Genomic DNA, 26081 nt, shown 5'->3' on the forward strand with positions numbered 1-26081 from the left:
GAGCACACCCGAGTTGGACAATTCCGATAATGGCCAGTTGACAACGAGGAGCAGCTTCCAAATAATCCACCTCATGTTGTACGACGACGTATGACAAATAAAAACAACAAAAAAGTAGGGAGCGTCATAGTGAGCACACGTGTCCGTTTTTCGCCCAACCCCCGTCAAAACCGCCGTACCTTTCTCAACGCCAGCCCCGCCCTGGTCCTTCTCGGTTGCAGCAGCCTTGCCGCGTTCCTGCCAATGACCGCCAGCGCCGAAGGCTTCGTCGATGACGCCAAGGTCAATCTCAACCTGCGCAACTTCTACATCAACCGCAACTTCACCAACCCGGCTAACGCCCAAGGCAAAGCCGAGGAATGGACCCAGAGTTTCATTCTCGACGCCAAGTCCGGCTTCACTCAGGGCACAGTGGGTTTCGGTATGGACGTGCTGGGCATGTACTCGCTCAAGCTCGACGGTGGTCGCGGCACTGCCAATACCGCCTTGTTACCGGTGCATGACGATGGCCGCCCGGCCGATGACTTTGGTCGCCTGGGTGTCGCACTCAAGGCCAAGGTGTCGAAAACCGAGTTGAAGGTGGGCGAATGGATGCCGGTGCTGCCAATCCTGCGCTCTGACGACGGTCGCTCCCTGCCGCAGACTTTCCGCGGTGGTCAAGTCACCTCCACCGAGATCAACGGCCTGAGCCTGTACGGCGGCCAGTTCCGCGCCAACAGCCCGCGTAACGACGCGAGCATGGAAGACATGTCGATGAACGGCCGCGGTGCGTTCACGTCCGACCGCTTCAATTTCGGCGGCGGCGAATACGCCTTCAACGACAAGCGCACCCAGGTCGGCGTCTGGTACGCGGAACTGTCGGACATCTACCAGCAAAAATATTTCAACCTGACCCACAGCCAGCCCATCGGTGACTGGACCCTAGGCGCCAACCTGGGCTACTTCATCGGCAAGGAAGAAGGCAGTGCCCTGGCGGGCGACCTGGACAACAAGACCGCCTTCGCCATGCTCTCGGCCAAATACGGTGGCAACACCTTCTACGTCGGCCTGCAAAAACTCAGCGGCGACGATGGCTGGATGCGCGTCAACGGCACCAGCGGCGGCACCCTGGCCAACGACAGCTACAACTCCAGCTACGACAACGCCCAGGAAAAATCCTGGCAAGTGCGCCACGACTTCAACTTCGCCGCCGTCGGCGTACCGGGCCTGACCCTGATGAACCGCTACATCAGCGGTGACAACGTACACACCGCTACTGTTAATGACGGCAAGGAATGGGGTCGCGAAAGCGAACTGGCCTACACCGTACAAAGCGGTGCGTTGAAGAGCCTCAATGTGAAATGGCGTAACGCGTCGATTCGTCGAGACTTCAGTAACAACGAGTTCGATGAAAACCGCTTGATCGTCAGCTACCCGATTTCGCTTCTTTAAGCCGGGATCGGTCGCCATGGCCGCTTTTCAAAAGGGCCATGGCGACGCGACAGCCAAAGGCAGGGACGCCGTTGTAGAGCGATTCGTCGATCAAACGTTGACAAGGTAGCGGTAGGATAAGGATATTCCCTCTCGGTCGTACGACAACTTATAACAACTGATACCTCTCACCGTTTGCTCAGGTAATTTCATGACTACGACACACATTCGCCACCCCTTCAATCGTCTGCTGCTGACCGGTGCTGCCGGCGGCCTGGGCAAAGTCTTGCGTGAACGCCTCAAGCCTTTCGCCCGCCACATTCGCCTGTCGGACATCGCCAACATGGCCCCGGCCATTGATGAAAGTGAAGAAGTGGTGCCGTGCGACCTGTCTGATAAACAGGCGGTGCATCAACTGGTGGAAGGCGTCGATGCCATTTTGCATTTCGGCGGTGTTTCGGTAGAGCGTCCGTTCGAAGAAATCCTCGGCGCCAACATCAGCGGCGTGTTCCACATCTATGAAGCCGCCCGCAAGCATGGCGTCAAGCGCGTGATCTTCGCCAGTTCCAACCACGTCATCGGTTTCTACAAGCAGGACGAGGCCCTCGACGCCCTATCCCCTCGCCGTCCGGATGGCTACTACGGCTTGTCCAAGTCCTACGGCGAAGACATGGCCAGTTTTTACTTCGACCGCTACGGCATCGAAACCGTGAGCATCCGCATCGGCTCGTCGTTCCCCGAGCCACAAAACCGCCGGATGATGAGCACCTGGCTGAGCTTCGACGACCTCACCCAACTGATCGAATGCTCGCTCTATACCCCGAAAGTCGGCCACACCGTGGTGTATGGCATGTCCGCCAACCGCGACGTCTGGTGGGACAACAGCCAGGCCGCGCACCTGGGCTACCAGCCCAAGGACAGCTCCGAAGTCTTCCGTGACAAGGTCGAAGCGCAGCCGATGCCAGCCGCCGATGACCCGGCCAGGGTCTACCAGGGTGGCGCCTTTGTCGCAGCCGGCCCGTTCGACGACTGATTCGCCTGTTTTTCATGGGATACGAACGAACCAAGGAATCGCCATGCAAGCCGAATTGATTGTCGATGCACGCAACGCCGTCGGTGAGAGCCCAGTGTGGGTTCCCGAGGAGAACGCCCTGTACTGGGTGGACATTCCCAGCGGTGGGTTGCAGTGCTGGAATGCCGGAACCGGACAGCTCAAAGGCTGGGAAACCCCCGAAATGCTCGCCTGCATCGCCCGTCACCAGGACGGGGGTTGGATCGCCGGCATGGAGAGTGGTTTCTTTCGCCTGCACCCCTTTGATGACGGCAGCCTGGACAGCGAATTGTGCGCCAGTGTCGAGCACGCCCGCACCGACATGCGCCTCAACGATGGCCGTTGCGACCGCCAGGGCCGTTTCTGGGCCGGCAGCATGGTGCTGAACATGGGGGCCAACGCCGACCAGGGGCGGATGTACCGCTTCGATGGCGGACAGCGCGGGCCGGTCGAGGCACAACTGAGCGGGTTCATCGTGCCCAATGGCCTGGGCTTCAGCCCCGATGGGCGCACGATGTACCTCTCCGACTCACATCCGTTGATCCAGCAGATCTGGGCTTTCGATTACGACATCGACAGCGGCACGCCCTCCAACCGACGGCTGTTCGTCGACATGATGCCCCTGGCCGGACGCCCGGACGGCGCGGCGGTGGACGCAGAAGGTTGCTATTGGATCTGCGCCAACGATGCCGGCCTCATCCATCGTTTCACCCCGGATGGCCGACTGGATCGCTCTTTGGCGGTGCCGGTGAAGAAACCGACGATGTGCGCCTTTGGCGGCAGCCGTCTGGACACCCTGTTCGTCACCTCGATCCGCCCTGGCGACGACACTGATCCGCAGTCCCTGGCCGGGGGCGTGTTTGCCCTCAACCCCGGCGTCAAGGGCCTTGCTGAAACGGCTTTCGGAGGATCGAAACCCGCCGCCAACTGACCTGCATTGCCGCTTCATTCGATAGATATAAAAACAACAACACTGGAGATTGACCATGAATTTCAAACGCACGCTTCTGATCGCAGCCCTCCCCCTGGCCTTCCTTGCGCAAGCGGCACAGGCTCTTGAGATCAAGTTTGCCGATATCCATCCTGATGGCTATCCAACCGTGGAAGCGGAAAAAATCCTTGGCAAGACGCTGGTCGAGGAAAGTAAAGGCCAAAAAGACCCGTTCACCTTCAAGATGTATTCCGGCGGTGTGTTGGGCTCGGAAAAAGAAGTCATCGAGCAGCTTCAGGTCGGTGCCGTCCAGATGGCCCGCGTCAGCCTGGGCATCGTTGGGCCGGTGGTGCCGGACGTAAACGTCTTCAACATGCCATTCGTGTTCCGTGACCAGGCACACATGCGCAAGATCATCGACGGTGAAATCGGCCAGGAAATCCTCGACAAGATCACCAACTCCGAATTCAACCTGGTGGCCCTGGCCTGGATGGACGGCGGTACTCGCAACCTCTACACCAAGAAACCCGTGCACAAGCCCGAAGACATGCATGGCATGAAAATTCGTGTCATGGGCAACCCGATGTTCATCGAGACCCTCAACGCCATGGGCGGTAACGGGATTGCCATGGACACCGGTGAAATCTTCAGTGCTCTGCAGACCGGCGTGATCGACGGTGCGGAAAACAACCCGCCGACCATGCTCGAGCACAACCACTACCAGAACGCCAAGTACTACAGTTTGACCGGCCACCTGATCCTGCCGGAGCCGGTGGTGATGTCCAAGTTCACCTGGGAAAAACTCACCCCCGAGCAGCAAGCCCTGGTGAAAAAAGCGGCCAAACAATCCCAACTGGACGAGCGCGAATTGTGGGACAAGAAGACTGCCGCCAGTGAAGAGAAACTCAAGGCCGCGGGCGTTGAGTTCATCACCGTCGACAAGAAACCCTTCTATGACGCCACCGCACCGATCCGGGCCAAATACGGTGCACCGTACGCCGACCTGATCAAGCGTATCGAAGCCGTTCAGTAACACCTCTCAATCTGTACTTGAAAAGGCCAGGTGCGCCCGATGTCACGGGCGCGCCCGGTTACGGTGGAACCCGATGAAGAATTTGCTGCTGCGCATCAACGACAAGATTTACATGACTTGCATCTGGGTCGCCGGCCTCTCTGTCCTGGCAATTGCTCTGATGATTCCCTGGGGCGTGTTCGCCCGCTACGTGCTGGGTACCGGCTCAAGCTGGCCGGAACCCACCGCGATTTTGCTGATGATCGTGTTCACGTTCATCGGCGCCGCCGCCAGTTACCGCGCTGGTGCGCACATGGCCGTGGACATGCTCACCAACCGCCTGCCCCCTCACTTGAAAACCGCGGCATCGGTGTTTTCCCAACTGCTGATGGCGGTGATCTGCATCTTCATGATCAGCGGCGGCACCAAACTCTGCCTGTCCACCTGGAACCAGTACATGAGCGCCCTGCCCACACTGCGGGTCGGCATCACGTACATGCCCATACCGGTCGGTGGTTTTCTGACCCTGATTTTTGTCCTGGAAAAACTCTTGCTCGGTGATCAGAGCAAGCGCCGGGTCGTGCAGTTCGACCTGGTCGAAGAAAGTGAAGGTGCCGCTTAATGGACGCTCTGATTCTGCTGGGCAGTTTTTTCCTGTTGATCCTGATCGGCATGCCGGTCGCCTACGCCCTGGGTGCCGCTGCGCTGATCGGCGCGTGGTGGATCGATATTCCATTCCAGGCCGTGATGATCCAGGTCGCGGGCGGGGTGAATAAATTTTCGTTGCTGGCCATTCCGTTCTTCGTCCTGGCCGGTGCAATCATGGCCGAGGGTGGTATGTCTCGCCGGCTGGTGGCCTTCGCCGGTGTGCTGGTGGGTTTCGTGCGCGGCGGTCTGTCACTGGTCAACCTCATGGCCTCGACGTTCTTCGGTGCCATTTCCGGATCCTCAGTGGCCGACACCGCCTCGGTGGGTTCGGTACTGATCCCGGAGATGGAACGCCGCGGCTACCCGCGGGAGTTCTCCACCGCAGTGACCGTCAGTGGTTCGGTACAAGCCCTGCTGACCCCGCCCAGCCATAACGCGGTGCTGTACTCCCTGGCAGCCGGCGGTACGGTTTCCATCGGTGCGCTGTTCATGGCCGGCATCGTGCCGGGCCTGCTGATGAACGCCTGCCTGATGGTGCTGTGCCTGATCTTCGCGAAGAAGCGCAACTACCCCAAGGGCGAAGTGATTCCCCTCAAGCAGGCACTGAAAATCTGCCGGGAAGCCATGTGGGGCATGATGACCATGTTCATCATCCTCGGCGGCATCCTCTCGGGTGTTTTCACCGCCACCGAATCGGCCGCTATCGCTGTGCTCTGGGCATTCTTCGTGACCATGTGCATTTACCGCGACTACAAGTGGAGTGAGTTGCCGAAACTGATGCATCGCACGGTGCGTACCATCTCGATCGTGATGATCCTGATCGGCTTCGCCGCCAGCTTCGGCTACATCATGACGCTGATGCAGATCCCGGCGAAAATCACCACCCTGTTCCTGACTATCTCCGACAACCGCTACGTGATCCTGATGTGCATCAACGCGATGCTGCTGGTCCTGGGTACGGTGATGGACATGGCGCCGCTGATCCTGATCCTGACACCGATCCTGATGCCGGTGATCATGGGCATCGGCGTGGACCCTGTGCAGTTCGGCATGATCATGCTGGTGAACCTGGGTATCGGGCTCATTACACCGCCGGTGGGGGCAGTGCTGTTCGTCGGCTCCGCCATTGGCAAGGTCAGTATCGAAAGCACCGTCAAGGCCCTGTTGCCGTTCTACGGCGTGCTGTTTCTGGTGTTGCTGGCCGTGACCTACATTCCGGCGATCTCGCTGTGGTTGCCGCGTCTGGTGCTGTAACCCTATAAATGAGCAAGCCCCCTTGTGGCGAGGGAGCTTGCTCCCGCTGGACTGCGAAGCAGGCCCATAGGTTTTTGACTCCGGGCGTCTGCTGCGCAGCCGAGCGGGAGCAAGCTCCCTCGCCACAAAAGCATGCACACAAGAGTCGTCCCGAAGTTTTTTCCAACCCAGCAGACAAGCCAACATGACCCCGCCTCTTCTCCAACTCGAAGACGAACAGACTCGCCTGACCCTGGCCCCGCACCTGGGTGCCAGCCTGGTCAGTTGGACGTTGCGCGGCAGCGGCCAGCCGCTGTTGCGCCCGCCCGCGCCCCAGGCCGTGGAAAACGGCCTGCCCGGCAAGCTCGGCTGTTTCCCGCTGATCCCATGGTCGAACCGGATCGCCAACGCAGGTTTCGACTGTCCGGGCGGCTGGCTCGCCCTGGAAGCCAACAGCCCCAACGACCCGTTCCCGATCCATGGCAGCGCCTGGCAACAACCGTGGCAAGTGATAGAGCAAAGCGCCCAGGAAGCCTTGTTGCAACTCGACAGCCAACATCCATTCGCCTATTGCGCCAGCCTGCGGATTCGCTTGAGCGGCGGTCAGTTACAGATCGCGATGCACGTCACCCACCTGGCCGAACAGGCCGCGTGGCACGGGCTGGGTTTGCACCCGTACTTCCCGCGCACTGCTGGCACACGCCTGCAAACCCGTGCGACCGAAGTCTGGATGTGCGATGAGAAAAAACTGCCAACCACGTTGGGCAGCGTTCCTCGAATCTGGGACTTCCAACAACCCCGCTTGCTGCCGGACACACTGGTGGACAACGGCTTTGGCGGCTGGGACGGGCATTGCCTGATCCAGCAACCGGACCTGGGTTATGAGCTGGAATGCCGAGCCAGCGGCAGCGAATACTTCCTGCTGTACTGTCCCGTGGGCCTGGATTTCTTCTGCGTCGAACCGGTCAGCCATCCGGTCAATGCCCACCACCTGCCAGGGCGGCCAGGGTTGCGCTTGCTGGAGCAAGGGCAGTCAGTGACGCTGGGGTTTTCGATGCAGTGTCGACTCCTGTAACCCCTCCAGACAGGTTTCTCTCCCGCTCGGCTGGGCGTCAGGTCCCCAAGGTCAAACCGTTGGCCGGCAAAGGCAGCGCCGTTTTATATCGAACCTGCTTGAGCGCAAAGCTCGAACGGATATTCGCCACCCCCGGGACCTTGGTCAGAAAGTCCATCATGAAGCGCTCCAGCGACTGGATCGACGGCACCAACACGCGGATCAGGTAATCCGGGTCGCCTGCCATCAGGTAGCACTCCATCACCTCCGGTCGGTCGGAGATCGCCTCTTCGAAGTGCTGCAACGCCTCCTCCACTTGTTTTTCCAGGCTCACGTGGATGAACACGTTGACATGCAGGCCCAGCAGATCGGCATCCAGCAGCGTGACTTGCTCGCGTATCACCCCCAGCTCCTCCATGGCCCGGACCCGGTTGAAGCAAGGCGTGGGCGATAGATTGACCGACCGGGCAAGCTCGGCGTTGGTGATACGGGCGTTTTCCTGAAGACTGTTCAGAATGCCGATGTCGGTGCGATCCAATTTACGCATGAGACAAATAATCCTGTTTTTTATCGTTGTGCAGATTTTTTATCTGCAAATGATCTGAACAGCAACCCAACAGAGAAAAATATTCTTCTGCGTCGAGCCTATGATTGTTGTAGGACAATTTTCCTTACCCGGGAAAGTTCGTCAGCTAGCGCGCCCACTACAAGAAATTCACAAGATCGAGCGTAGAAAGCCATGAACCCAGCGTATGAACCGCTACGCCTGCACGTCCCCGAACCCTCGGGCCGTCCCGGCTGCCAGACCGACTTCTCCTACCTGCATCTAAGCGATGCCGGAACCGTGCGCAAACCCTCCATCGACGTTGAACCGTCCGACACGGCCGACCTGGCCCGCGGGCTGATTCGCGTGCTCGATGACCAGGGCAATGCCCACGGCCCATGGGCCGAAGACGTGCCTCTCGAGATCCTGCGCAAAGGCATGCGCGCCATGCTCAAGACGCGCATCTACGACAACCGCATGGTGGTCGCCCAGCGCCAGAAAAAAATGTCGTTCTACATGCAGAGCCTCGGCGAGGAAGCCATCGGCAGCGGCCAGGCCCTGGCGCTGAACATCGATGACATGTGCTTTCCCACCTATCGCCAGCAAAGCATCCTGATGGCCCGCGAGGTGCCGTTGGTGGGCATGATCTGCCAACTGCTGTCCAACGAGCGCGATCCGCTCAAGGGCCGGCAGTTGCCGATCATGTACTCGGTCAAGGACGCCGGTTTTTTCACCATCTCCGGCAACCTCGCCACGCAATTCATCCAGGGCGTGGGCTGGGGCATGGCCTCGGCGATCAAGGGCGACACCAAGATCGCCTCGGCCTGGATCGGTGACGGCGCCACCGCCGAATCGGACTTTCACACCGCCCTGACCTTCGCCCACGTCTACCGGGCGCCAGTGATCCTCAACGTGGTCAACAACCAGTGGGCGATCTCCACCTTCCAGGCCATTGCCGGCGGTGAAGCCACCACCTTCGCCGGACGCGGCGTCGGCTGCGGCATCGCCTCCCTGCGTGTCGATGGCAACGACTTCATGGCGGTCTACGCCGCTTCGCGCTGGGCCGCCGAACGCGCCCGCCGCAACCTCGGCCCGGCGCTGATCGAATGGGTGACCTACCGCGCCGGCCCGCACTCCACTTCCGATGATCCGTCCAAATACCGTCCCGCCGACGACTGGAGCCACTTCCCGCTGGGCGACCCGATTGCGCGCCTCAAGCAGCACCTGGTGAAAATCGGCCACTGGTCCGAAGAGGAACATGCCGCCGTCACCGCCGAACTCGAAGCCGAGGTGATCGCCGCGCAGAAGGAAGCCGAGCAGTACGGCACCCTTGCTGGCGGGCAGATCCCAAGCGCCGCGACCATGTTCGAAGACGTCTACAAAGAGATGCCGGAGCACTTGAAGCGCCAGCGTCAGGAGTTGGGGATCTGACATGAACGATCACAACAACAATATCCAGCTGGACACCGCCATGACCACTACCACCATGACCATGATCCAGGCCCTGCGCTCGGCCATGGACGTGATGCTCGAGCGCGACGACAACGTCGTGGTGTTCGGCCAGGACGTGGGCTACTTCGGCGGCGTGTTCCGCTGCACCGAAGGCCTGCAGAATAAATACGGCACCTCGCGGGTGTTCGACGCGCCGATTTCCGAGAGCGGTATCGTCGGCGTGGCCGTGGGCATGGGCGCCTACGGGTTGCGGCCGGTGGCCGAGATCCAGTTCGCCGACTACGTCTACCCGGCCTCGGACCAGATCATTTCCGAAGCGGCGCGCCTGCGCTATCGCTCGGCCGGCGAGTTCACCGCGCCGATGACCCTGCGCATGCCCTGCGGCGGCGGCATCTATGGCGGCCAGACCCACAGCCAGAGCATCGAAGCGATGTTCACCCAGGTTTGCGGCTTGCGCACCGTCATGCCGTCGAACCCTTACGACGCCAAGGGCCTGCTGATCGCCTCCATCGAAAACGATGACCCGGTGATCTTCCTCGAACCCAAGCGCCTGTATAACGGCCCGTTCGACGGCCACCACGACCGCCCGGTAACCCCATGGTCGAAACACCCGTCGGCGCAGGTGCCGGACGGTTACTACACAGTGCCGCTGGATGTCGCCGCCATCACCCGCCCGGGCAAGGACGTGACCATCCTTACCTACGGCACCACGGTGTATGTGTCCCAGGTCGCCGCCGAAGAAACCGGCATCGACGCCGAAGTCATCGACCTGCGCAGCCTCTGGCCGCTGGACCTGGAGACCATCGTCAAATCCGTGAAGAAAACCGGCCGCTGTGTGGTCGTCCACGAAGCCACCCGCACCTGCGGTTTCGGCGCCGAGCTGGTGTCGTTGGTGCAAGAACACTGCTTCCACCACCTGGAAGCGCCCATCGAGCGTGTCACCGGTTGGGACACCCCCTACCCGCACGCGCAGGAGTGGGCGTATTTCCCAGGGCCGTCCCGTGTGGGCGCGGCGTTGAAACGGGTCATGGAGGTCTGAATGGGCACGCACGTTATCAAGATGCCGGACATTGGCGAAGGCATCGCCGAAGTTGAACTGTCGGTGTGGCACGTCAAGGTTGGCGACATGGTGGTCGAAGACCAAGTGCTGGCCGATGTCATGACCGACAAGGCCATGGTCGATATCCCCTCGCCGGTGCATGGCCGGGTTATCGCCTTGGGCGGCGAGCCCGGCGAAGTCATGGCGGTGGGCAGCGAACTGATCCGCATTGAAGTCGAAGGTGCCGGCAACCTCAAGGAATCGGCGCAACCCGCCGTCGCCGCGCCAGCGCCGAAATCCGCGCCGGTGGCAACGCCTGAGCCGACGATAGAACAACCCGCTGCTGCGCCACGCCCCGCGCCGCAAGCGCCGGTGGCCCGCGATCCGGACGAGCGGCCGCTGGCCTCCCCGGCCGTACGCAAACACGCGCTGGACCTGGGCATTCAATTGCGCCTGGTCCAGGGCAGTGGCCCGGCCGGGCGTATCCTGCATGAAGACCTCGAAGCCTATCTGGCGCAGGGTTCATCGACCCCGGCCAGAGGCAGCTCGGGTTATGCCGAACGCCACGACGAACAGCAGATCCCGGTGATCGGCATGCGCCGCAAGATCGCCCAGCGCATGCAGGAAGCGACTCAGCGCGCCGCGCATTTCAGCTACGTCGAGGAAATCGACGTCACTGCCCTGGAAGAACTGCGGGTGCATTTGAATGAAAAGCACGGTGCCCATCGCGGCAAGCTGACCTTGCTGCCATTCCTGGTACGCGCCTTGGTCGTAGCCTTGCGGGACTTCCCGCAAATGAACGCCCGTTATGACGACGAGGCCCAGGTCATCCACCGTTCGGGCGCTGTGCATGTCGGCGTCGCCACCCAGAGCGATGTGGGCCTGATGGTACCGGTGGTGCGTCACGCCGAAGCCCGTAGCTTGTGGGACAGCGCGGCAGAAATCTCACGTCTGGCAACCGCGGCCCGCAATGGCAAGGCCAGCCGCGATGAGCTGTCCGGCTCGACCATCACCCTGACCAGCCTCGGTGCGTTGGGCGGCATCGTCAGCACCCCAGTGCTGAACCTGCCGGAAGTGGCGATCGTCGGCGTGAACAAGATTGTCGAACGGCCCATGGTGATCAAAGGCCAGATCGTGATCCGCAAGATGATGAACCTCTCCAGTTCCTTCGATCACCGAGTGGTCGACGGCATGGACGCGGCGCAATTCATCCAGGCCCTGCGCGGCCTGCTCGAACAGCCCGCCACGCTGTTTGTGGACTAATCATCAATGGAGCAGGCCATGCAAACTTTGAACACCACGCTGCTGATCATCGGCGGCGGCCCCGGTGGCTATGTGGCGGCGATTCGCGCCGGTCAGTTGGGCATCCCGACCATTCTGGTGGAGGGCCAGGCGTTGGGCGGGACCTGCCTGAACATCGGCTGCATCCCGTCCAAGGCGTTGATTCACGTCGCCGAGCAGTTCCATCAGACACGGCACCATAGCCAGGGCTCGGCCCTGGGTATCACCGTGTCGGCGCCAAGCCTGGACATCGGCAAGAGCGTGGAATGGAAGGACGGCATCGTCGATCGGCTGACCACCGGCGTCGCCGCACTGTTGAAGAAGCATAAGGTCCAGGTTATTCACGGCTGGGCCAAGGTGGTCGATGGCAAGACCGTTGACGTCGGCGACACCCGCATCCAGTGCGAACACCTGCTGCTGGCTACCGGCTCGAAAAGCGTCGACCTGCCGATGCTGCCGATTGGCGGGCCGATCATTTCCTCCACCGAAGCCCTCGCCCCGACCTCGGTGCCCAAGCACCTGGTGGTGGTGGGCGGTGGCTACATCGGCCTGGAACTGGGCATCGCCTACCGCAAGCTCGGCGCCGAAGTCAGCGTGGTCGAGGCCCAGGAACGGATCCTGCCAGCCTACGACGGCGAACTGACCCAACCGGTGCACGAGGCGCTCAAGCAGTTGGGCGTGAAGCTGTACCTCAAGCACAGCGTCGAAGGTTTCGATGCCCAGGCCAGCACGTTGCAAGTGCGCGATCCCGCTGGCGAGACGCTGAACCTGGACACCGACCGGGTGCTGGTGGCCGTTGGTCGCAAACCCAATACCCTGGGCTGGAACCTCGAAGCGTTGGACTTGGCGATGAACGGTTCGGCGGTGAAAATCGACAACCGCTGCCAGACCAGCATGCGCAATGTCTGGGCCATCGGTGATTTGAGCGGCGAGCCGATGCTCGCTCACCGGGCCATGGCTCAGGGCGAAATGGTCGCCGAACTGATCGCGGGTCAGCATCGCGAGTTCAACCCGACGGCCATCGCAGCGGTGTGCTTCACCGATCCGGATCTGGTGGTGGTCGGCCAGACGCCGGACGAGGCCAAGGCCGCCGGGCTCGACTGCATCGTTTCCAGCTTCCCGTTCGCCGCCAATGGCCGGGCCATGACCCTGGAATCGAAAAGTGGCTTCGTGCGGGTCGTGGCACGGCGGGACAATCACCTGATCGTCGGTTGGCAAGCGGTCGGCGTTGGCGTCTCGGAGCTGTCCACCGCGTTCGGCCAGTCCCTGGAAATGGGCGCACGCCTGGAAGACATCGCCGGCACCATCCACGCCCACCCGACGCTGGGCGAGGCGGTGCAGGAAGCGGCGTTGCGAGCGTTGGGGCATGCGTTGCATCTGTAACAGTTGTGGGTGAATAACCTTGTGGCGAGGGGATTTATCCCCGCTGGGTTGCGCAGCAACCCCAAAACCTGTCACCGCCGGGCGTCAGATATCTGAGCTAATGGGGCTGCTTCGCAGCCCAGCGGGGATAAATCCCCTCGCCACAGGCTGCGAAACACCCCTGGAATGAAGTATTGTTGTCCCCATCCAAAAAACGTCAGAAGCCTTGAACCGTTTCGACGGTTGTTAAGAAATAGAGGGTGTCATGGGTAACGAGAGCATCAATTGGGACAAACTGGGCTTTGACTACATCAAGACCGACAAGCGCTACCTGTCGCACTGGCGCGATGGCGCCTGGGACGCCGGCACCCTGACCGACGACAACGTGCTGCACATCAGCGAGGGCTCCACCGCGCTGCACTACGGTCAGCAGTGTTTCGAAGGCCTGAAGGCCTATCGCTGCAAGGACGGTTCGATCAACCTGTTCCGCCCTGACCAGAACGCCGCCCGCATGCAGCGCAGCTGCGCGCGCCTGCTGATGCCGCAAGTCGAGACCGAGCAGTTCGTCGAAGCCTGCAAGCAAGTGGTCCGCGCCAACGAGCGCTTCATCCCGCCTTATGGCACTGGCGGCGCGTTGTACCTGCGCCCGTTCGTGATCGGCGTGGGTGACAACATCGGCGTGCGCACCGCACCCGAGTTCATCTTCTCGATCTTCTGCATCCCGGTCGGCGCCTACTTCAAGGGCGGCCTGACCCCGCACAACTTCCTGATCTCCAGCTACGACCGTGCCGCCCCACAAGGCACTGGCGCGGCCAAGGTCGGTGGCAACTACGCCGCCAGCCTGATGCCCGGCTCCCAGGCTAAAAAGGCCAGTTTCGCCGACTGCATCTACCTGGACCCGATGACCCACTCGAAAATCGAGGAAGTCGGCTCGGCGAACTTCTTCGGCATCACCCATGACAACAAATTCGTCACCCCCAAATCCCCTTCGGTCCTGCCGGGCATCACCCGCCTGTCGCTGATCGAACTGGCCAAATCGCGCCTGGGCCTGGAAGTGATCGAAGGCGACGTGTTCATCGACAAACTGTCGGACTTCAAGGAAGCCGGCGCCTGCGGTACCGCTGCGGTCATCACTCCGATTGGCGGCATCAGCTACAAGGACAAGCTGCACGTGTTCCACAGCGAAACCGAAGTCGGCCCGATCACCCAGAAGCTCTACAAAGAGCTGACCGGCGTGCAGACCGGCGACGTGGAAGCGCCGGCTGGCTGGATCGTCAAGGTCTAAGCAGCGCTCATGTGGCGAGGGAGCTTGCTCCGTCGCCACATGGATCTGTACCTACTACCCCCGACGCAATAATCCCCATTGCCCCCAGCGCTGGTAAAACCACCCGGCACCACTGACCAGCACAATACCGCTCAGCACCAGAGCGGCACCGACGATGAAGTTCGGCTCCAGCGGTTCATCCAATAACCAGACACCAAAACCGATGCCAAACAGCGGCGTCATGAACGACAGCACCCCCAACTGCGAAGCCAGGTAGCGGCGCAGCAGGGAAAACCAGATCAGAAAACTGGCGAAAGACACCAGCAACACTTGAAAGGCCAGGCTGGCCAGCAGTTGCGGTGTGGGGTTGATCGACGTTTGCCCCAGCACCACCGACATCCCTACCAGCAGCACCCCGGCGCCGACCAATTGGTACAGCAACGTCTGGCTGGCGGGCAGGTTCGTCAAGCGTGAACAACGCACCGTCACCGTCGTAGCCCCCCAGAGCGCACCGGCCAGCAGCCCCATGCCGTCACCCAGTAACGAACTGCCGTTCGCCGCCCCCGTCCCTCCGCTGAACGCCACAACAATACCGCCGAATGCCACGGCGATACCCAGCCATTGCAGAGGTTTTAGACGTTCGCTCGGCAGTTTCCAGTGCAGGCCCAGAGCGGCGAACATCGGCGCGGTGTAGAGGAAAATCACCATGTGCGAAGCCGTCGTATGGCGCAGGCCTTCGCCCACCATCACGAACTCCAAGGCAAACAACAGCCCCACCAACAGACCGGGACGCCAACTGCCATCGGCCAGGGACAGGCGTTCACCGCGTGCCAGCACCAACAGCCAGACCAGTACCGCAGCGATGGCCGAACGCACGCCCAGTTGCAGCATCGGCGCCATGTCGGCGGCGCTGGCCTTGATCGCGACTTGCTGGAAACCCCAGATGGCACAGAGGCCCGTCATCAGGGCACTGACCTGGCTATCCAGGGCACGGCGGGTGGTCATGGGAAAGATCCTTGGGCAGAAATGGATGAAAGGATTGTCTGCCTGACACCTTTGCTGGATATAGTGATTACCCGACAAGCCATCCCGGTAATCCGCCATTACGGTCGATATGCAGCCTCCAGCTCAACATCTGAAGATTCCTCCGTTCGACGCGGCCCTGCCCTCGCCGATTTTCTTTCGCAGCGCCTGCATGCCGGCCCACGCCACTTACCCTCGGCACCGGCATGCCTGGGGAGAGTTCGTCTACTCCTACAGTGGGGTGATGGAAATCGAGATCGCCCAGCACCATTACCTGGCACCACCGCAGTACGGCATCTGGTTACCGCCGGACATGGAACACGTTGGGTTCAATCGGCATGAAGCCTGTCATTGTTCGTTGTACCTGGCGGCCGAACTGTGCGCTGCGCTGCCGGCCGTACCTTGCGCGCTGACCTTGAGCCCGCTGATCCGCGCGTTGCTGGAAGAGCTGCGCAGCGACCCGCCGAGCCAACCTCAGACGCCCGAGCAGCAGCGCTTGTTGCAGGTGCTGGTGGACAAGCTGATCCAGGCGCCTCATGCCGGCAGTTACTTGCCCTCCTCGGATGATCCACTGCTGGGCCCCGTGTTGCGGACCCTTGAGGCGAATCCCAGCGACCCACGCTCCTTGCCGCAACTGGCCCGCGCCGCCAACACCACCGAACGCACACTGATGCGCCGGGCCCAGCGGGACCTGGGCATGTCACTGGTGGAATGGCGCCAGCGCCTGAAGGTCATCGAAGCCCTGGCCCTGCTCGAACGTGGCCAGAGCGTGGAAACCATCGGCCTGGACCTGGGCTACAGCAGCGCCTCGGCGTTCATCAGCATGTTTCGCAAAATGATGGGCACCACGCCGGATGAGTATCGGCGCAGGCACATGGCTGGATAATGAGGGTGGTTCGGGAATCGCTATCGCGAGCAGGCTCGCTCCCACAGGGCTTGTCGGTGGCCATCAATCATGTGTTCAGCGCAGGTCCACTGTGGGAGTGGGCTTGCTCGCGAAGGCGGTGGACCAGCTTGCATGGATGCTGGATGTGAAGGCCCCTTCGCGGGCAAGCCCGCTCCCACAGGGTTTGTCGGTGGCCATCGATCATGTGTTCAGCGCAATTCCACTGTGGGAGCGAGCCTGCTCGCGATGGCGGTGGATCAGCTTGCATGGATGTTGGATATGAAGGCCCCTTCGCGGGCAAGCCCGCTCCCACAGGGTTTGTCGGTGGCCATCGATCATGTGTTCAGCGCAGGTCCACTGTGGGAGCGAGCCTGCTCGCGATGGCGGTGAATCAGCTTGCATGGATGCTGGATGTGAAGGCCCCTTCGCGGGCAAGCCCGCTTCCACAGGGTCTGTCGTTGGCCATCAATCATGCGTTCAGCGCAATTCCACTGTGGGAGCGAGCTTGCTCGCGATGGCGGTGGATCAGCTTGCATGGATGTTGGATGTGAAGGCCCCTTCGCGGGCAAGCTCGCTCCACAGGGTCTGTCGGTGGCCATCAATCATGTGTTCAGCGCAGGTCCACTGTGGGAGCGAGCCTGCTCGCGATGGCGCCAGCAGGGCCGACATCCATCTCGACATCGACACCCAATCGCGCCGCCATTTCCTTGCGCCCACTGGTCGTCAACCCCAGCGCCCGGCTATCCAGGTCCTGAATCACCCATTTGCGCTTGATCGCCACTTGCAGCAACGCCGCACCCAAGGCGCCCCCCAGGTGCGGACGGCGCATGCTCCAGTCCAGGCATGGACAGGCAAATCGGCGTCGCTGACCGGTAAGCGCCTGGACATCAATGCCCAGCCCTTGGAACAGCGCTTCGCCGGAGTCACTCAGGCGATACCCTTTGCCTTCCACATCCACCAGCCATCCAGCCTCAAGCATCCGATCATGCATGCGCACCGCCAGCGTGCCGGCCATGTGGTCGTAGCAGGTGCGGGCGAATTGCAGGCGATCCGGGGCGCGCGCGGTGAAGGTCGGGGCGGCGTTCTGGCCGATCACCATCAACGCTTCCAGCGCCTGGGCAACCCGCTTATCCGCCAGGCTGTAATAGCGATGTCGGCCCTGGACGTACAAACGCACCAAGGCCAGTTCCTTGAGCTTCGCCAAATGGCTGCTGGCGGTAGAGGCACTGACATCGGCGATGCTCGCCAACTCCGTGCTGGTTCGGGCATGGCCGTCCATCAACGCGCACAGCATTCGGGTGCGGGCCGGTTCGGCAATGGCCGCGGCGACCTGGGACACCTCAAGGTCATGTTGCTCTGCATTCATATTTCGCCCCCCGACGAATCGAGCCATGGCAGGACTTCAGATAGTAGCAACACTTTCAATCGTCGCGGGTCAGCACTTCCAGCAGCTCGATTTCGAAAATCAGATTGGCGCCCGGCTTGATGTGAGCGCCCATGGACCGTTCGCCATAGGCCAGATTCGCCGGCACCCACAGCTTGCGTTTGCCGCCGACCTTCATGCCCATCAGGCCGACGTCCCAGCCCTTGATCACCCGACCGGTGCCAATCACGCACTGAAAAGGTTTGCCTCGACTGTAGGACGAATCGAATTCGGTGCCGTCTTCCAGCGTGCCACGGTATTGGGTGGTGATCAGCGCGCCTTTGACTACGCTTTTGCCGTCGCCCTGCTCCAGGTCGATGATGTGCAGTTCTTCGTTCATGGGCTACTCCCGTGTGGTTCAGGCGCGGGTTTTCGCAGAAATCCGCGTGGCTGGCAAACTTTTGTGTATTGGGTGCACAAGGGAACCGCAGCAGTCGCTTCGGTTCACATGGGTATCGACCCTGTATTTCAGATAAGGATGTTCTGATGATCGACTTTCGCCCGCTCCACGGCTTCATTCCTCCCTATATCCTCAACCGAATCATCGCCCACGGTTCCGAACATCAACGCTCCAGCGCCCTCGGCACCCTGACCCACGTACGCAATCTGCGGCACAACCCCGGTCCGCCGCACACCCCGCCCGCCGCCGCAGCGCTGCCCAGGCCCGGCAAGCCAGGCCAACCCCAGCGCAGCGTGCATGACGCACAAAACACCATGGAACTGCCCGGCCAGCCGGTACGCCTCGAAGGCCAGGCAGCCACTGGCGACCCGGCCGTGGACGAGGCCTACGATGCCCTCGGCGCCACCTACGATTTTTTCTGGAAAGTGCTGGGGCGCGACTCCATCGACAACAAAGGTTTCGCCTTGGTGGGTAGCGTGCATTACGGCCAGGACTACGAAAACGCCTTCTGGAACGGCGCACAGATGGTGTTCGGCGACGGCGATGGGGAAATCTTCCAGCGTTTCACCCGTTCCCTCGACGTGGTGGCCCACGAGTTGGCCCATGGCGTGACCGAAAGCGAAGCCGGATTGATCTACGCCAACCAGTCTGGGGCGTTGAACGAGTCCATGTCCGATGTATTCGGGGTGCTGGTCAAGCAGTTCGTCCTCGAACAGACCGCCGACCAGGCCGACTGGCTGATCGGCGCCGACCTGCTCACTGACAAGATCAACGGTGACGGCCTGCGCAGCATGTCCAACCCCGGCACGGCCTACGATGACCCGCTGCTGGGCAAGGACCCGCAACCGGCGCACATGCGTGAATTCGTCATCACCCGCGAGGACAACGGCGGCGTGCACATCAATTCCGGCATTCCCAACCGCGCCTTCTATCTGGCGGCCACCACGCTGGGCGGATTTGCCTGGGAAAAGGCCGGCCGGATCTGGTATGAAACCTTGTGCGACAGAAGACTGGCCAACGACGCCTCCTTCAGCGACTTCGCCCGCTTGACCGTCGAGCACGCCCGCCAGCGCTTTGGCATCCGGGAAGTGCAAGCGGTGCAGAACGGCTGGGCTCAGGTTGGCGTCGATTTAACCGAGGAGCACTGATGAAACCCCTTCCAAACCTCGATGATCACGCCGTGGTGCGGCTGTCCCGCCAGGGCGGCGTGGCGGCGATGCCCGGCTTGACTCGCCCTCGGGAAATCGATTTCGCCCAGTGCGATCTCAACCAGCGCACGCGTATCTGTTCGGTACTGGAAGGGTGTCTGCCGCTGGACTCGGCGGCACCGGGGCGTGGCGACCAGCGTTTTTTCCGGATCGAGGTGCGCTATCGCGCCAACGACCAGGACGACGAAATGGTGCTGCAGGTGCCTGAAGACCAGGCACCCGGCGAGCTGGTTCGCCTGTGGGACAAAGGCGAAGTGAGCTCAAAGGACTAGCGTGTGGCGGGGGTGATTTTCAGAATGCGGCCGGAGGCAATCACTACCATCACGTATTTGTCATGGATCTGCACCCATTGCGCGCCTTCCTCGGGTGCTTCGAGCCCCTTCTCCTTCCAGTTTTTAATGGCCTTGTCCGAGCGCTGATATTCAGAAGGCGTCCGGTCGGCCTCCACCAACCGGCGACCATTGTTGGGTGAATGTTCCACCGCATCTCCGGTGGCCTCGACCGCTTGCGCCACAGGGCCAAGGGCTCCGAGACCGGCGATCAGGACCAGGCTGGCGATCAGGGTAGGCTTGCGCATAAAAACTCCAGTGATTTCGAGAATACTGAAATCTCCGACTTCAACGGCGGCGAATCATTCCTTTTACTGTAGCGACGAATCCGTCGCCGACTGTACGGGGCGGTGATGCCGACAACCGGCGTAGGCTGGCAAAAAAGCCATTTATAAAAACCGGGGCTCGCCATGCACATCGCCATTCTGACCTTCGACGGCTTCAACGAACTGGACTCACTGATTGCCTACGGCATGCTCAGCCGTATTTCCCTGATCGGCGATAAGGAGTGGCGCGTGAGCATCGCTTCACCTACCCCGCGCGTCACGTCCATGAATGGTTTGACCATCGACGCCCAGATCGACCTGGAGCAGGCCTGCAAGGCCGACGCCGTGTTGTTTGGCAGCGGCATGAAGACCCGGGAAGTGGCCGACAACCCGGCCATCATGAGCCGGCTGCGTCTGGACCCGACGCGCCAGTTGCTCGGTTCCCAATGCTCCGGCACATTCCTGCTGGCACGCCTGGGGCTGCTCGGCCAAGCACCGGCCTGCACCGACACCACCAGTAAACCATGGGTCGTGGCGGCGGGTGTCAACGTGGTCAACCAGGCGTTCCACGCCAATGGCAATATCGCCACCGCCGGTGGCTGTTTCTCCGCCCAGTACCTGTCGGCCTGGGTGCTGGCGCGGCTCAAGGGCCTGGAGACCGCGCGGGAAGTGCTGCATTACTTTGCCCCGGTGGGCGAGAAAGAGGCCTATGTGGAACGGGGGTTGGGGCATATCCGCCAGTATGTGAGTGAAGTGGCGCAAGTCTGAGGCGATGCCCCTGTGGCGAGGGAGCTTGCTCCCGCTGGACTGTTGCGCAGCCCGACGGGAGCAAGCTCCCTCGCCACGGGCCGGACTACACATTGGCAGCCACATCCCCTATAAAGTCCAACACACCTCACCGCACGGACCCCGCCATGAGCAACGCCACCACCTCATCCCCTGCCCTCAAGGAAATCTTCAACGCCACACGCCTTGAGCACATCGCCAGTGAAATGAGCGCGGTGTATCCGGCTTTCGATAGCCGGGCGTTCCTGGACATGGCCAATGACGGGCTGAGCGAGTTGTCGGTGATGCAACGCATGGCGCGAATCAGTGAGTGCCTGCATGCGGTACTGCCCTTGGAGTACGAGGCGTCGCTGGATGTGCTGCGGGACCTGGCGCCCCGACTCAACAGCATGTTTGTCAGCATGTTCCTGCCCCACTACGTGGCGTCCTACGGCCGGCACAGCTTCGACCTGTCCCTGGATGCGCTCAAGTATTTCACCCGGTTCGGCTCCTCGGAGTTCGCCGTGCGGCATTTCCTGCGCGATGACCTGGCGCGCACCCTCAAAGCCATGCACGACTGGGCGCACGACCCCAACGAACACGTCCGTCGCCTGGCCAGCGAAGGCAGTCGACCGCGCTTGCCCTGGTCGTTCCACCTGGAGCCGATCCAGGCCAACCCCGACCTCGCCGCCGCGATCCTTGAGGCCCTCAAGGCCGACAACAGTCTGTATGTACGCAAGTCCGTGGCCAATCATCTCAACGACATCACCAAGCAGCACCCTGACTGGGTGCTGGACCGGATCGAAGGCTGGCCCCTGCAAGATCGCCATACCGCATGGATCGCCCGCCATGCTTTGCGCAGCCTGATCAAACAAGGCAATTCGCGGGCACTGGCGGTTATCGGCGTCGGCGGCAAGGCGCACATCCAGGTGCTGGACTTACAGGTCACGCCGGCGGTGATTCGTCTCGGCGAACCGATTACCTTGTCGTTCAAGGTGCAATCAACCCTCGAGCAGAACCAGCGCCTGGTGATCGACTATGCCATCGACTACGTGAAAGCCTCGGGCGGCACCTCGGCCAAAGTCTTCAAGCTCAAGACCTTCGACCTGCCTGCCCTTGAGTGCGTCAGCCTCAGCCGCTCCCAGCATATTCGCGAACTGACCACCCGCCGACACTACGCGGGCCGGCATGCGGTGCATCTGCTGGTCAATGGCGAACGGCTGGGGAGCACGGCGTTCGACATCGTTCCCTGAGCGGCCGCTCAGGCCAGCGCCAGCCGTTGTGCCTTGCGAATGTCCTGCAGGAAGCGCTCGGCCGGCAGCGGGTGGCCCAGCAGGTAACCCTGCAGCGAATCGCAACCCAATTGAGTCAGGAAATCCTGCTGCACGTCGGTCTCCACCCCTTCGGCAACAATCCGCAGCCCCAGGGCCTGGCCGAGGGCGACGATGGCCGAGACAATCGCCGCGTCATCACTGTCGTGTTCCAGGTCGCGGACGAAACCGCGATCGATCTTCAGCTCGTTGGCCGGCAAACGCTTGAGGTACATCAGGCTTGAATAACCGGTGCCAAAGTCGTCGATGGACAAATCCACGCCCATGTCCGAGAGCTGCTGCAGCACGGTCATGCTTGCATCGGCATCGCTCATCGCCGTGGTTTCGGTGATTTCCAGGGTCAGGCTGTTGGCTGGCAGATGATGAATTTCCAGCGCCGTGGCGACGCTCTGCACCAGGCCCACGTGACAGAACTGCAAGGCCGACAGGTTCACCGCGATGCGCCAGTCGGTGTAGCCGAGCACGTACCATTCGCGCATCTGGCGGCAGGCCTCGTTCAACACCCATTCCCCGATGGGAATGATCAGCCCGGTCTTTTCCGCAAGGTCGATGAAGGTATCGGGCATCAGCAGGCCCTGGGTTGGATGCGTCCAGCGCAACAAGGCTTCAGCCCCCACCGGACGGCCGTTGGCAGCGTCGAACTTGGGCTGGTAATGGAGGCTGAACTGGCGCTGCTCGACGGCGATGCGCAGGTCTTGCAGCAGTTGCAGTTGCTTGCGGGCGTTGCTGTTCATCGAGGCATCGAAAAAGCTGTAGCCGTTCTTGCCGGCGCCCTTGGCGTGGTACATCGCCGCATCGGCATTCATCAGCAACTCTTCGGCGCTCTGGCCGTTGCCCGGATAAAGCGCGATGCCGACACTGGCGGATATCTGCAGGTCATGATCGGCCACCCGGAATGTGCGACCGATCAGCCCGACCTGGCGGGCCGCCAGGCGCAACGCATCGTCAGGCTCGGCCAGTTGCACCAACAGCACGAACTCATCACCGCCGATCCGCGCCAGGGTGTCCTGGCTGCGCAAGTCTTCCCGCAGGCGCAGGGCCACGTCGCGCAGCAACAGGTCGCCCATGTGATGGCCGAAAGCATCGTTGACCGGTTTGAAGCCATCCAGGTCGATGAACATCAAGGCGAAACAGCCGCCCTGCTCATGCACCCGATGCATGGCCTGACCGATACGATCGGCCAGCAGCACGCGGTTGGGCAATTCGGTGAGGGGGTCGTGCAGGGCCAGTTGCGTCAGCTCACGGTTGGCCAGGGTCAGCGATTGGGCCAGCTCTGCGGTCCGGGCCTCCAGGCGCGCATCGAGAATCGACGTGAGCAAGGCGATGGCCAGTACCGCCAACGTGGTGATCAGCACCAGATTGTCCAGACCCTTGCCACTCAAGCCGTCCAGAGCACCGCAAAAGCTGCCGTCGCTGAAGCGCGCTGCGGCCATGCCGGTGTAATGCATGCCGACAATGGCCAGGCCCATCACGACAGCAGCGCAGGCGCGGGCCAGACGTACATGGGGGATGTTCTGGCGCAAGCGAAAGGCGATCCACAACGCAGCCGCCGAAGCGCCGACCGCAATCACCAGCGAAGCCCCGAACAACGAGGGGTCATAATCAATACCCGGCTGCATCCGCAGCGCCGCCATGCCGGTGTAATGCATGGCGCTGATGCCGGCGCCCATGATCAACGCGCCGAAAGCCAGTTGCCACGCCGGCAATTGCGGTTGACTGACCAACCACAGGGCAAAGCCGCAGGACAGGATGGCAGTCAGCAGGGACAAGGCGGTGATCGACACATCGTAGCCAAGCTCCACCGGCAAGGTGAACGCCAGCATGCCGATAAAATGCATGGACCAGACCCCGACGCCCATTGCCAGGGAACCGCCGGCCATCCACCAATGCGCCGCGCGCCCCTGGGTGGTCGCGATGCGTCCGGTCATGTCCAGCGCGGTGTAGGAAGCCAGTACCGCAACAAACAGGGAAATAGAAACAAGGGCCGGTGAGTAGCTGCCGATGAGCATGGTTTTTTCTCGTGACTGGAAAGCCGAACTGCTTCCATGCCCGGTTGAAAGGCGGCGATTGTACTCAATTGCGGTACGGGCGTACCGACCAAATATCAAAAAGCCATCAACCCTGGAATATTTGCGACGAAGGACATCTTGTCTCCGGATGACTGGAGGCACCTGCGTCACAGGCCGTTCGGCTAAGCTGTGGTGGGCCATTTTTCAGGAGACCCATCCATGATCGCCCCAACCACCGCGTTAGTGGTAATAGACGTTCAGAACGACTTCATCCCCGGAGGCCAATTAGCCGTACCGGGGGGTGACGAAATCGTGCCATTGATCAACCGCCTGGGTCGTTCATTCAGGCAGGTCATCCTGGCCCAGGACTGGCATCCGGCCGGGCATGCTTCGTTTGCCTCCAGCCATCCGGACAAGCAACCGTTCGACCTCATTCAACTGCCCTATGGCGAACAGAAACTGTGGCCCGACCACTGCATACAGGGCACCCAAGGCGCCGCGCTGCACCCGGCCCTGGACCTGCCCCACGCGCAACTGATCATTCGTAAGGGTTGCAACCCGGACATCGACAGCTATTCGGCCTTCATGGAAGCCGACCGCCAGACACCCACCGGCCTGACGGGCTACCTCAAGGAGCGCGGCATCGATACGGTGTACATGGTGGGGCTGGCGCTGGATTTCTGCGTGATGTTCTCGGCGCTGGATGCCCGGGCGGCGGGGTTCAACGCGCTTGTGGTGCTCGACGCCTGTCGGGGCATTGATATCGACGGTTCGATGGAGGCGGCAATCCGGCGGATGCAGCAAGCGGGTGTGGCGCTGATTGAATCGAGCGCAATAAACGCCTGACCCCTCCCCCAGCCTCACCGCGTTGGCAACCACAAGCGCAATCGCGCCCCACCCAGCGGCGAAGCTTGCGCCGTCAGCGTACCGCCCTGGGCTTGCAGGGCGCGACGGCTGATGGCCAGGCCCAGGCCAAAACCACCCGTGGCGCGGTCGCGGCTGCGGTCCAAGCGATAGAACGGTTCGAATATACGCTCGCGCTCGCTGTCAGGAATACCGATACCGTCGTCGTCGACCCAGATCTCGCAACCCTGGACGCCGACCAGCACGCCGACCTGGATCCGCTTTTCGCAATAACGCATGGCGTTGCGTAACAGATTCTGCAACGCCCGGGCCGTCAGGCGCGGGTCCAGCACGAAACGCTCCAGCGTGCCGTGCAGCAGCACATCGATCACCACATCCGGCGCCGCCAGGTCCTCGTCGACACTGCCCAAGATACTGTCGATGAACTCGTCCAGCGCCACCTCCACGCGTTCGGGCAGAAGCTCGGGGTTCTGCAGACGGCTGTAAGACAGCAACTCCAGCACCAACTCATCCAGCTCGCGGATGTGCGCCACCAACCCTTGCAGCCGTTCGCGACTGGCCGGCGGCAGGTCATCGGACAGCGCCAGGGCCAGGCCGAAATCGAGGCGGGTCAATGGCGTGCGCAATTCATGGGACACTGCATTGAGCAGATCGCGCTGCTGGTTGAGCAAGCGCTCGATGTCGCCGGCCATTGTGTCGAACACGTGGGCCAGGCTGCCGATGTTCGAGCTGGAGCCAATCTGCGTACGTTCGCTCAAATGGCCTTTGCCGAAGCGTTCAGCCGTGCGTTTGAGCCGTTCCAGATCGCGCCAATGCGGCCGCAACCAAAGCAGCAGGCAAGCCAGCATCGTGGCACCGATCAACACGTTGATGCTCCAGTACAGCCAACTGACCTCGGTCGGGTCCGGGGGCACAATCATCTTGACCGCCGTGCGCTCATCCAGCGGCGCGGCCGCCAAGGTTCGCCAGGCCCATTCGCCCAGGCGCACCACGTTCTCGCCGCGCTTTAGACGCGCCTGCTCGTCAGTGCTGAAACCCTCATCCTCGATGGCCGCCAGTTCGATGCGCAGCGGCTCGAATTCCTTGTCCATCTGTGCCGCCAGTGCCGGCCACTGCTCGCTGGGCACGTTATGGAACTGCCGGACCATCAAGGTTTGCAGGCCACGGGAATAATCGAGGTTGTAGTTCAGGAAGCGCTCATGAAACAGCCGGACCACCAACTCCGGCATCAGATAGATCGCGGCGCTGTAGGACACGATGGTGACCAGGTAAAGGCGAATCAGCAGCTTCCACATC

Annotated in this window: 25 protein-coding genes; 18 read left to right on the forward strand and 7 right to left on the reverse strand. The window is 61.6% G+C overall.

All coding sequences use genetic code 11. The features are described 5' to 3' along the window. Positions 1-129: 129 nt before the first annotated feature. The 7 genes from HQ912_RS17075 to HQ912_RS17105 all read left to right on the forward strand — a co-directional run bounded on the left by HQ912_RS17075 (position 130) and on the right by HQ912_RS17105 (position 7360). Positions 130-1431 carry an OprD family porin gene (locus HQ912_RS17075; protein WP_173407070.1) on the forward strand — a complete coding sequence of 434 codons (1302 nt, stop codon included), beginning with the start codon at positions 130-132 and terminating at the stop codon, positions 1429-1431. Between the two features lie 190 nt (positions 1432-1621). Further along, the gene (locus HQ912_RS17080) at positions 1622-2443 is read left to right on the forward strand and encodes an NAD(P)-dependent oxidoreductase (RefSeq protein WP_160891782.1); all 822 of its coding nucleotides are present in this window, start codon (positions 1622-1624) and stop codon (positions 2441-2443) included. A gap of 43 nt (positions 2444-2486) precedes the next feature. Then, positions 2487-3392, forward strand: coding sequence for an SMP-30/gluconolactonase/LRE family protein (locus HQ912_RS17085; protein WP_076385292.1), 906 nt, complete (start codon positions 2487-2489; stop codon positions 3390-3392). Between the two features lie 55 nt (positions 3393-3447). Continuing rightward, the gene (locus HQ912_RS17090; protein ID WP_047227599.1) at positions 3448-4425 is read left to right on the forward strand and encodes a TRAP transporter substrate-binding protein; all 978 of its coding nucleotides are present in this window, start codon (positions 3448-3450) and stop codon (positions 4423-4425) included. Positions 4426-4498: 73 nt separating this feature from the next. After that, on the forward strand, positions 4499-5026 hold the full coding sequence (locus HQ912_RS17095) for a TRAP transporter small permease (RefSeq protein WP_047227600.1): 528 nt from the start codon (positions 4499-4501) through the stop codon (positions 5024-5026). Further along, positions 5026-6306 (forward strand): TRAP transporter large permease, encoded by a 1281-nt coding sequence (locus HQ912_RS17100; protein ID WP_047227601.1) that lies wholly within the window; start codon positions 5026-5028, stop codon positions 6304-6306. The genes HQ912_RS17095 and HQ912_RS17100 overlap by 1 nt, the downstream gene beginning before the upstream one ends. 184 nt (positions 6307-6490) lie before the next feature. Further along, entirely contained in the window at positions 6491-7360 is an 870-nt protein-coding gene (locus HQ912_RS17105; protein ID WP_173407071.1) for an aldose 1-epimerase, read from the forward strand. Positions 7361-7397: 37 nt separating this feature from the next. On the opposite strand, the gene bkdR is transcribed toward HQ912_RS17105, so the two are convergent. Beyond that, positions 7398-7886 carry a Bkd operon transcriptional regulator BkdR gene (gene bkdR / locus HQ912_RS17110; RefSeq protein WP_047227603.1) on the reverse strand — a complete coding sequence of 163 codons (489 nt, stop codon included), beginning with the start codon at positions 7884-7886 and terminating at the stop codon, positions 7398-7400. A gap of 192 nt (positions 7887-8078) precedes the next feature. Here bkdR and HQ912_RS17115 point away from each other — a divergent pair, with 192 nt between their 5' ends. From HQ912_RS17115 to HQ912_RS17135, 5 genes are all read left to right on the forward strand, one after another. Further along, positions 8079-9314: a 3-methyl-2-oxobutanoate dehydrogenase (2-methylpropanoyl-transferring) subunit alpha gene (locus HQ912_RS17115; protein WP_047227604.1), complete on the forward strand. Its 1236-nt coding sequence runs from the start codon at positions 8079-8081 to the stop codon at positions 9312-9314. 1 nt (position 9315) lies between these two features. Then, positions 9316-10374 carry an alpha-ketoacid dehydrogenase subunit beta gene (locus HQ912_RS17120; RefSeq protein WP_173407072.1) on the forward strand — a complete coding sequence of 353 codons (1059 nt, stop codon included), beginning with the start codon at positions 9316-9318 and terminating at the stop codon, positions 10372-10374. Further along, positions 10375-11637, forward strand: a complete 1263-nt coding sequence (locus HQ912_RS17125) for a dihydrolipoamide acetyltransferase family protein (protein WP_173407073.1) — start codon at positions 10375-10377, stop codon at positions 11635-11637. Positions 11638-11655: 18 nt separating this feature from the next. Further along, positions 11656-13038 carry a dihydrolipoyl dehydrogenase gene (gene lpdA, locus HQ912_RS17130; protein ID WP_173407074.1) on the forward strand — a complete coding sequence of 461 codons (1383 nt, stop codon included), beginning with the start codon at positions 11656-11658 and terminating at the stop codon, positions 13036-13038. Between the two features lie 244 nt (positions 13039-13282). Beyond that, a complete protein-coding gene (locus HQ912_RS17135) occupies positions 13283-14302 on the forward strand; it encodes a branched-chain amino acid aminotransferase (RefSeq protein WP_047227608.1) in 1020 nt (339 codons plus the stop codon). Positions 14303-14356: 54 nt separating this feature from the next. Here HQ912_RS17135 and HQ912_RS17140 read toward each other — a convergent pair whose 3' ends face one another. Next, positions 14357-15286, reverse strand: coding sequence for a DMT family transporter (locus HQ912_RS17140; protein ID WP_173407075.1), 930 nt, complete (start codon positions 15284-15286; stop codon positions 14357-14359). Between the two features lie 109 nt (positions 15287-15395). Between HQ912_RS17140 and HQ912_RS17145 the strand changes: the two genes are divergently transcribed. Continuing rightward, a complete protein-coding gene (locus HQ912_RS17145; protein WP_047227610.1) occupies positions 15396-16190 on the forward strand; it encodes an AraC family transcriptional regulator in 795 nt (264 codons plus the stop codon). Positions 16191-16800: 610 nt separating this feature from the next. Here HQ912_RS17145 and HQ912_RS17150 read toward each other — a convergent pair. Both HQ912_RS17150 and HQ912_RS17155 read right to left on the reverse strand, forming a co-directional pair. Beyond that, positions 16801-17556: an ArsR/SmtB family transcription factor gene (locus HQ912_RS17150; protein ID WP_173407076.1), complete on the reverse strand. Its 756-nt coding sequence runs from the start codon at positions 17554-17556 to the stop codon at positions 16801-16803. A 55-nt stretch (positions 17557-17611) separates the two neighbouring features. Next, on the reverse strand, positions 17612-17953 hold the full coding sequence (locus HQ912_RS17155; RefSeq protein WP_076385304.1) for an FKBP-type peptidyl-prolyl cis-trans isomerase: 342 nt from the start codon (positions 17951-17953) through the stop codon (positions 17612-17614). A gap of 146 nt (positions 17954-18099) precedes the next feature. Here HQ912_RS17155 and HQ912_RS17160 point away from each other — a divergent pair, with 146 nt between their 5' ends. Further along, positions 18100-19161 carry a M4 family metallopeptidase gene (locus tag HQ912_RS17160; protein ID WP_047227613.1) on the forward strand — a complete coding sequence of 354 codons (1062 nt, stop codon included), beginning with the start codon at positions 18100-18102 and terminating at the stop codon, positions 19159-19161. After that, the gene (locus HQ912_RS17165; RefSeq protein ID WP_173407077.1) at positions 19161-19493 is read left to right on the forward strand and encodes a protealysin inhibitor emfourin; all 333 of its coding nucleotides are present in this window, start codon (positions 19161-19163) and stop codon (positions 19491-19493) included. Before HQ912_RS17160 ends, HQ912_RS17165 begins: the two co-directional genes overlap by 1 nt. On the opposite strand, the gene HQ912_RS17170 is transcribed toward HQ912_RS17165, so the two are convergent. Further along, positions 19490-19798, reverse strand: coding sequence for an RcnB family protein (locus tag HQ912_RS17170; protein WP_107322740.1), 309 nt, complete (start codon positions 19796-19798; stop codon positions 19490-19492). The genes HQ912_RS17165 and HQ912_RS17170 overlap by 4 nt on opposite strands. A gap of 162 nt (positions 19799-19960) precedes the next feature. On the opposite strand from HQ912_RS17170, the gene HQ912_RS17175 reads away from it, so the two are divergent. Both HQ912_RS17175 and HQ912_RS17180 read left to right on the forward strand, forming a co-directional pair. Next, entirely contained in the window at positions 19961-20584 is a 624-nt protein-coding gene (locus HQ912_RS17175) for a DJ-1/PfpI family protein (RefSeq protein ID WP_047227616.1), read from the forward strand. Between the two features lie 146 nt (positions 20585-20730). Then, positions 20731-21834 carry a DNA alkylation repair protein gene (locus tag HQ912_RS17180; RefSeq protein ID WP_047227617.1) on the forward strand — a complete coding sequence of 368 codons (1104 nt, stop codon included), beginning with the start codon at positions 20731-20733 and terminating at the stop codon, positions 21832-21834. Between the two features lie 8 nt (positions 21835-21842). Here HQ912_RS17180 and HQ912_RS17185 read toward each other — a convergent pair whose 3' ends face one another. Continuing rightward, positions 21843-23921 (reverse strand): putative bifunctional diguanylate cyclase/phosphodiesterase, encoded by a 2079-nt coding sequence (locus tag HQ912_RS17185; RefSeq protein WP_047227618.1) that lies wholly within the window; start codon positions 23919-23921, stop codon positions 21843-21845. Between the two features lie 219 nt (positions 23922-24140). Between HQ912_RS17185 and pncA the strand changes: the two genes are divergently transcribed. After that, positions 24141-24767, forward strand: coding sequence for a bifunctional nicotinamidase/pyrazinamidase (pncA, locus tag HQ912_RS17190; protein WP_047227619.1), 627 nt, complete (start codon positions 24141-24143; stop codon positions 24765-24767). A 14-nt stretch (positions 24768-24781) separates the two neighbouring features. Here the strand turns inward: pncA and HQ912_RS17195 are convergent, their stop codons facing one another. Then, the gene (locus HQ912_RS17195; RefSeq protein WP_047227620.1) at positions 24782-26080 is read right to left on the reverse strand and encodes an ATP-binding protein; all 1299 of its coding nucleotides are present in this window, start codon (positions 26078-26080) and stop codon (positions 24782-24784) included. Position 26081: the final 1 nt, after the last annotated feature.

The sequence above is a fragment of the Pseudomonas sp. MPDS genome (assembly GCF_013283895.1).
Classification (GTDB): Bacteria; Pseudomonadota; Gammaproteobacteria; order Pseudomonadales; family Pseudomonadaceae; genus Aquipseudomonas; species Aquipseudomonas rhizophila.

Excerpts from the sequence above, each read along its gene's own strand:
- HQ912_RS17140 (WP_173407075.1), bottom strand. The coding sequence starts at position 15,286 with ATGACCACCCGCCGTGCCCTGGATAGCCAGGTCAGTGCCCTGATGACG.
- HQ912_RS17180 (WP_047227617.1), top strand. The coding sequence starts at position 20,731 with ATGAGCAACGCCACCACCTCATCCCCTGCCCTCAAGGAAATCTTCAAC.
- HQ912_RS17195 (WP_047227620.1), bottom strand. The coding sequence starts at position 26,080 with ATGTGGAAGCTGCTGATTCGCCTTTACCTGGTCACCATCGTGTCCTAC.
- HQ912_RS17185 (WP_047227618.1), bottom strand. The coding sequence starts at position 23,921 with ATGCTCATCGGCAGCTACTCACCGGCCCTTGTTTCTATTTCCCTGTTT.
- HQ912_RS17170 (WP_107322740.1), bottom strand. The coding sequence starts at position 19,798 with ATGCGCAAGCCTACCCTGATCGCCAGCCTGGTCCTGATCGCCGGTCTC.
- HQ912_RS17175 (WP_047227616.1), top strand. The coding sequence starts at position 19,961 with ATGCACATCGCCATTCTGACCTTCGACGGCTTCAACGAACTGGACTCA.
- HQ912_RS17120 (WP_173407072.1), top strand. The coding sequence starts at position 9,316 with ATGAACGATCACAACAACAATATCCAGCTGGACACCGCCATGACCACT.
- bkdR (WP_047227603.1), bottom strand. The coding sequence starts at position 7,886 with ATGCGTAAATTGGATCGCACCGACATCGGCATTCTGAACAGTCTTCAG.
- HQ912_RS17150 (WP_173407076.1), bottom strand. The coding sequence starts at position 17,556 with ATGAATGCAGAGCAACATGACCTTGAGGTGTCCCAGGTCGCCGCGGCC.
- HQ912_RS17095 (WP_047227600.1), top strand. The coding sequence starts at position 4,499 with ATGAAGAATTTGCTGCTGCGCATCAACGACAAGATTTACATGACTTGC.
- HQ912_RS17115 (WP_047227604.1), top strand. The coding sequence starts at position 8,079 with ATGAACCCAGCGTATGAACCGCTACGCCTGCACGTCCCCGAACCCTCG.
- HQ912_RS17160 (WP_047227613.1), top strand. The coding sequence starts at position 18,100 with ATGATCGACTTTCGCCCGCTCCACGGCTTCATTCCTCCCTATATCCTC.
- pncA (WP_047227619.1), top strand. The coding sequence starts at position 24,141 with ATGATCGCCCCAACCACCGCGTTAGTGGTAATAGACGTTCAGAACGAC.
- HQ912_RS17145 (WP_047227610.1), top strand. The coding sequence starts at position 15,396 with ATGCAGCCTCCAGCTCAACATCTGAAGATTCCTCCGTTCGACGCGGCC.
- HQ912_RS17135 (WP_047227608.1), top strand. The coding sequence starts at position 13,283 with ATGGGTAACGAGAGCATCAATTGGGACAAACTGGGCTTTGACTACATC.
- HQ912_RS17090 (WP_047227599.1), top strand. The coding sequence starts at position 3,448 with ATGAATTTCAAACGCACGCTTCTGATCGCAGCCCTCCCCCTGGCCTTC.
- HQ912_RS17165 (WP_173407077.1), top strand. The coding sequence starts at position 19,161 with ATGAAACCCCTTCCAAACCTCGATGATCACGCCGTGGTGCGGCTGTCC.
- HQ912_RS17105 (WP_173407071.1), top strand. The coding sequence starts at position 6,491 with ATGACCCCGCCTCTTCTCCAACTCGAAGACGAACAGACTCGCCTGACC.
- lpdA (WP_173407074.1), top strand. The coding sequence starts at position 11,656 with ATGCAAACTTTGAACACCACGCTGCTGATCATCGGCGGCGGCCCCGGT.
- HQ912_RS17125 (WP_173407073.1), top strand. The coding sequence starts at position 10,375 with ATGGGCACGCACGTTATCAAGATGCCGGACATTGGCGAAGGCATCGCC.
- HQ912_RS17085 (WP_076385292.1), top strand. The coding sequence starts at position 2,487 with ATGCAAGCCGAATTGATTGTCGATGCACGCAACGCCGTCGGTGAGAGC.
- HQ912_RS17080 (WP_160891782.1), top strand. The coding sequence starts at position 1,622 with ATGACTACGACACACATTCGCCACCCCTTCAATCGTCTGCTGCTGACC.
- HQ912_RS17155 (WP_076385304.1), bottom strand. The coding sequence starts at position 17,953 with ATGAACGAAGAACTGCACATCATCGACCTGGAGCAGGGCGACGGCAAA.
- HQ912_RS17100 (WP_047227601.1), top strand. The coding sequence starts at position 5,026 with ATGGACGCTCTGATTCTGCTGGGCAGTTTTTTCCTGTTGATCCTGATC.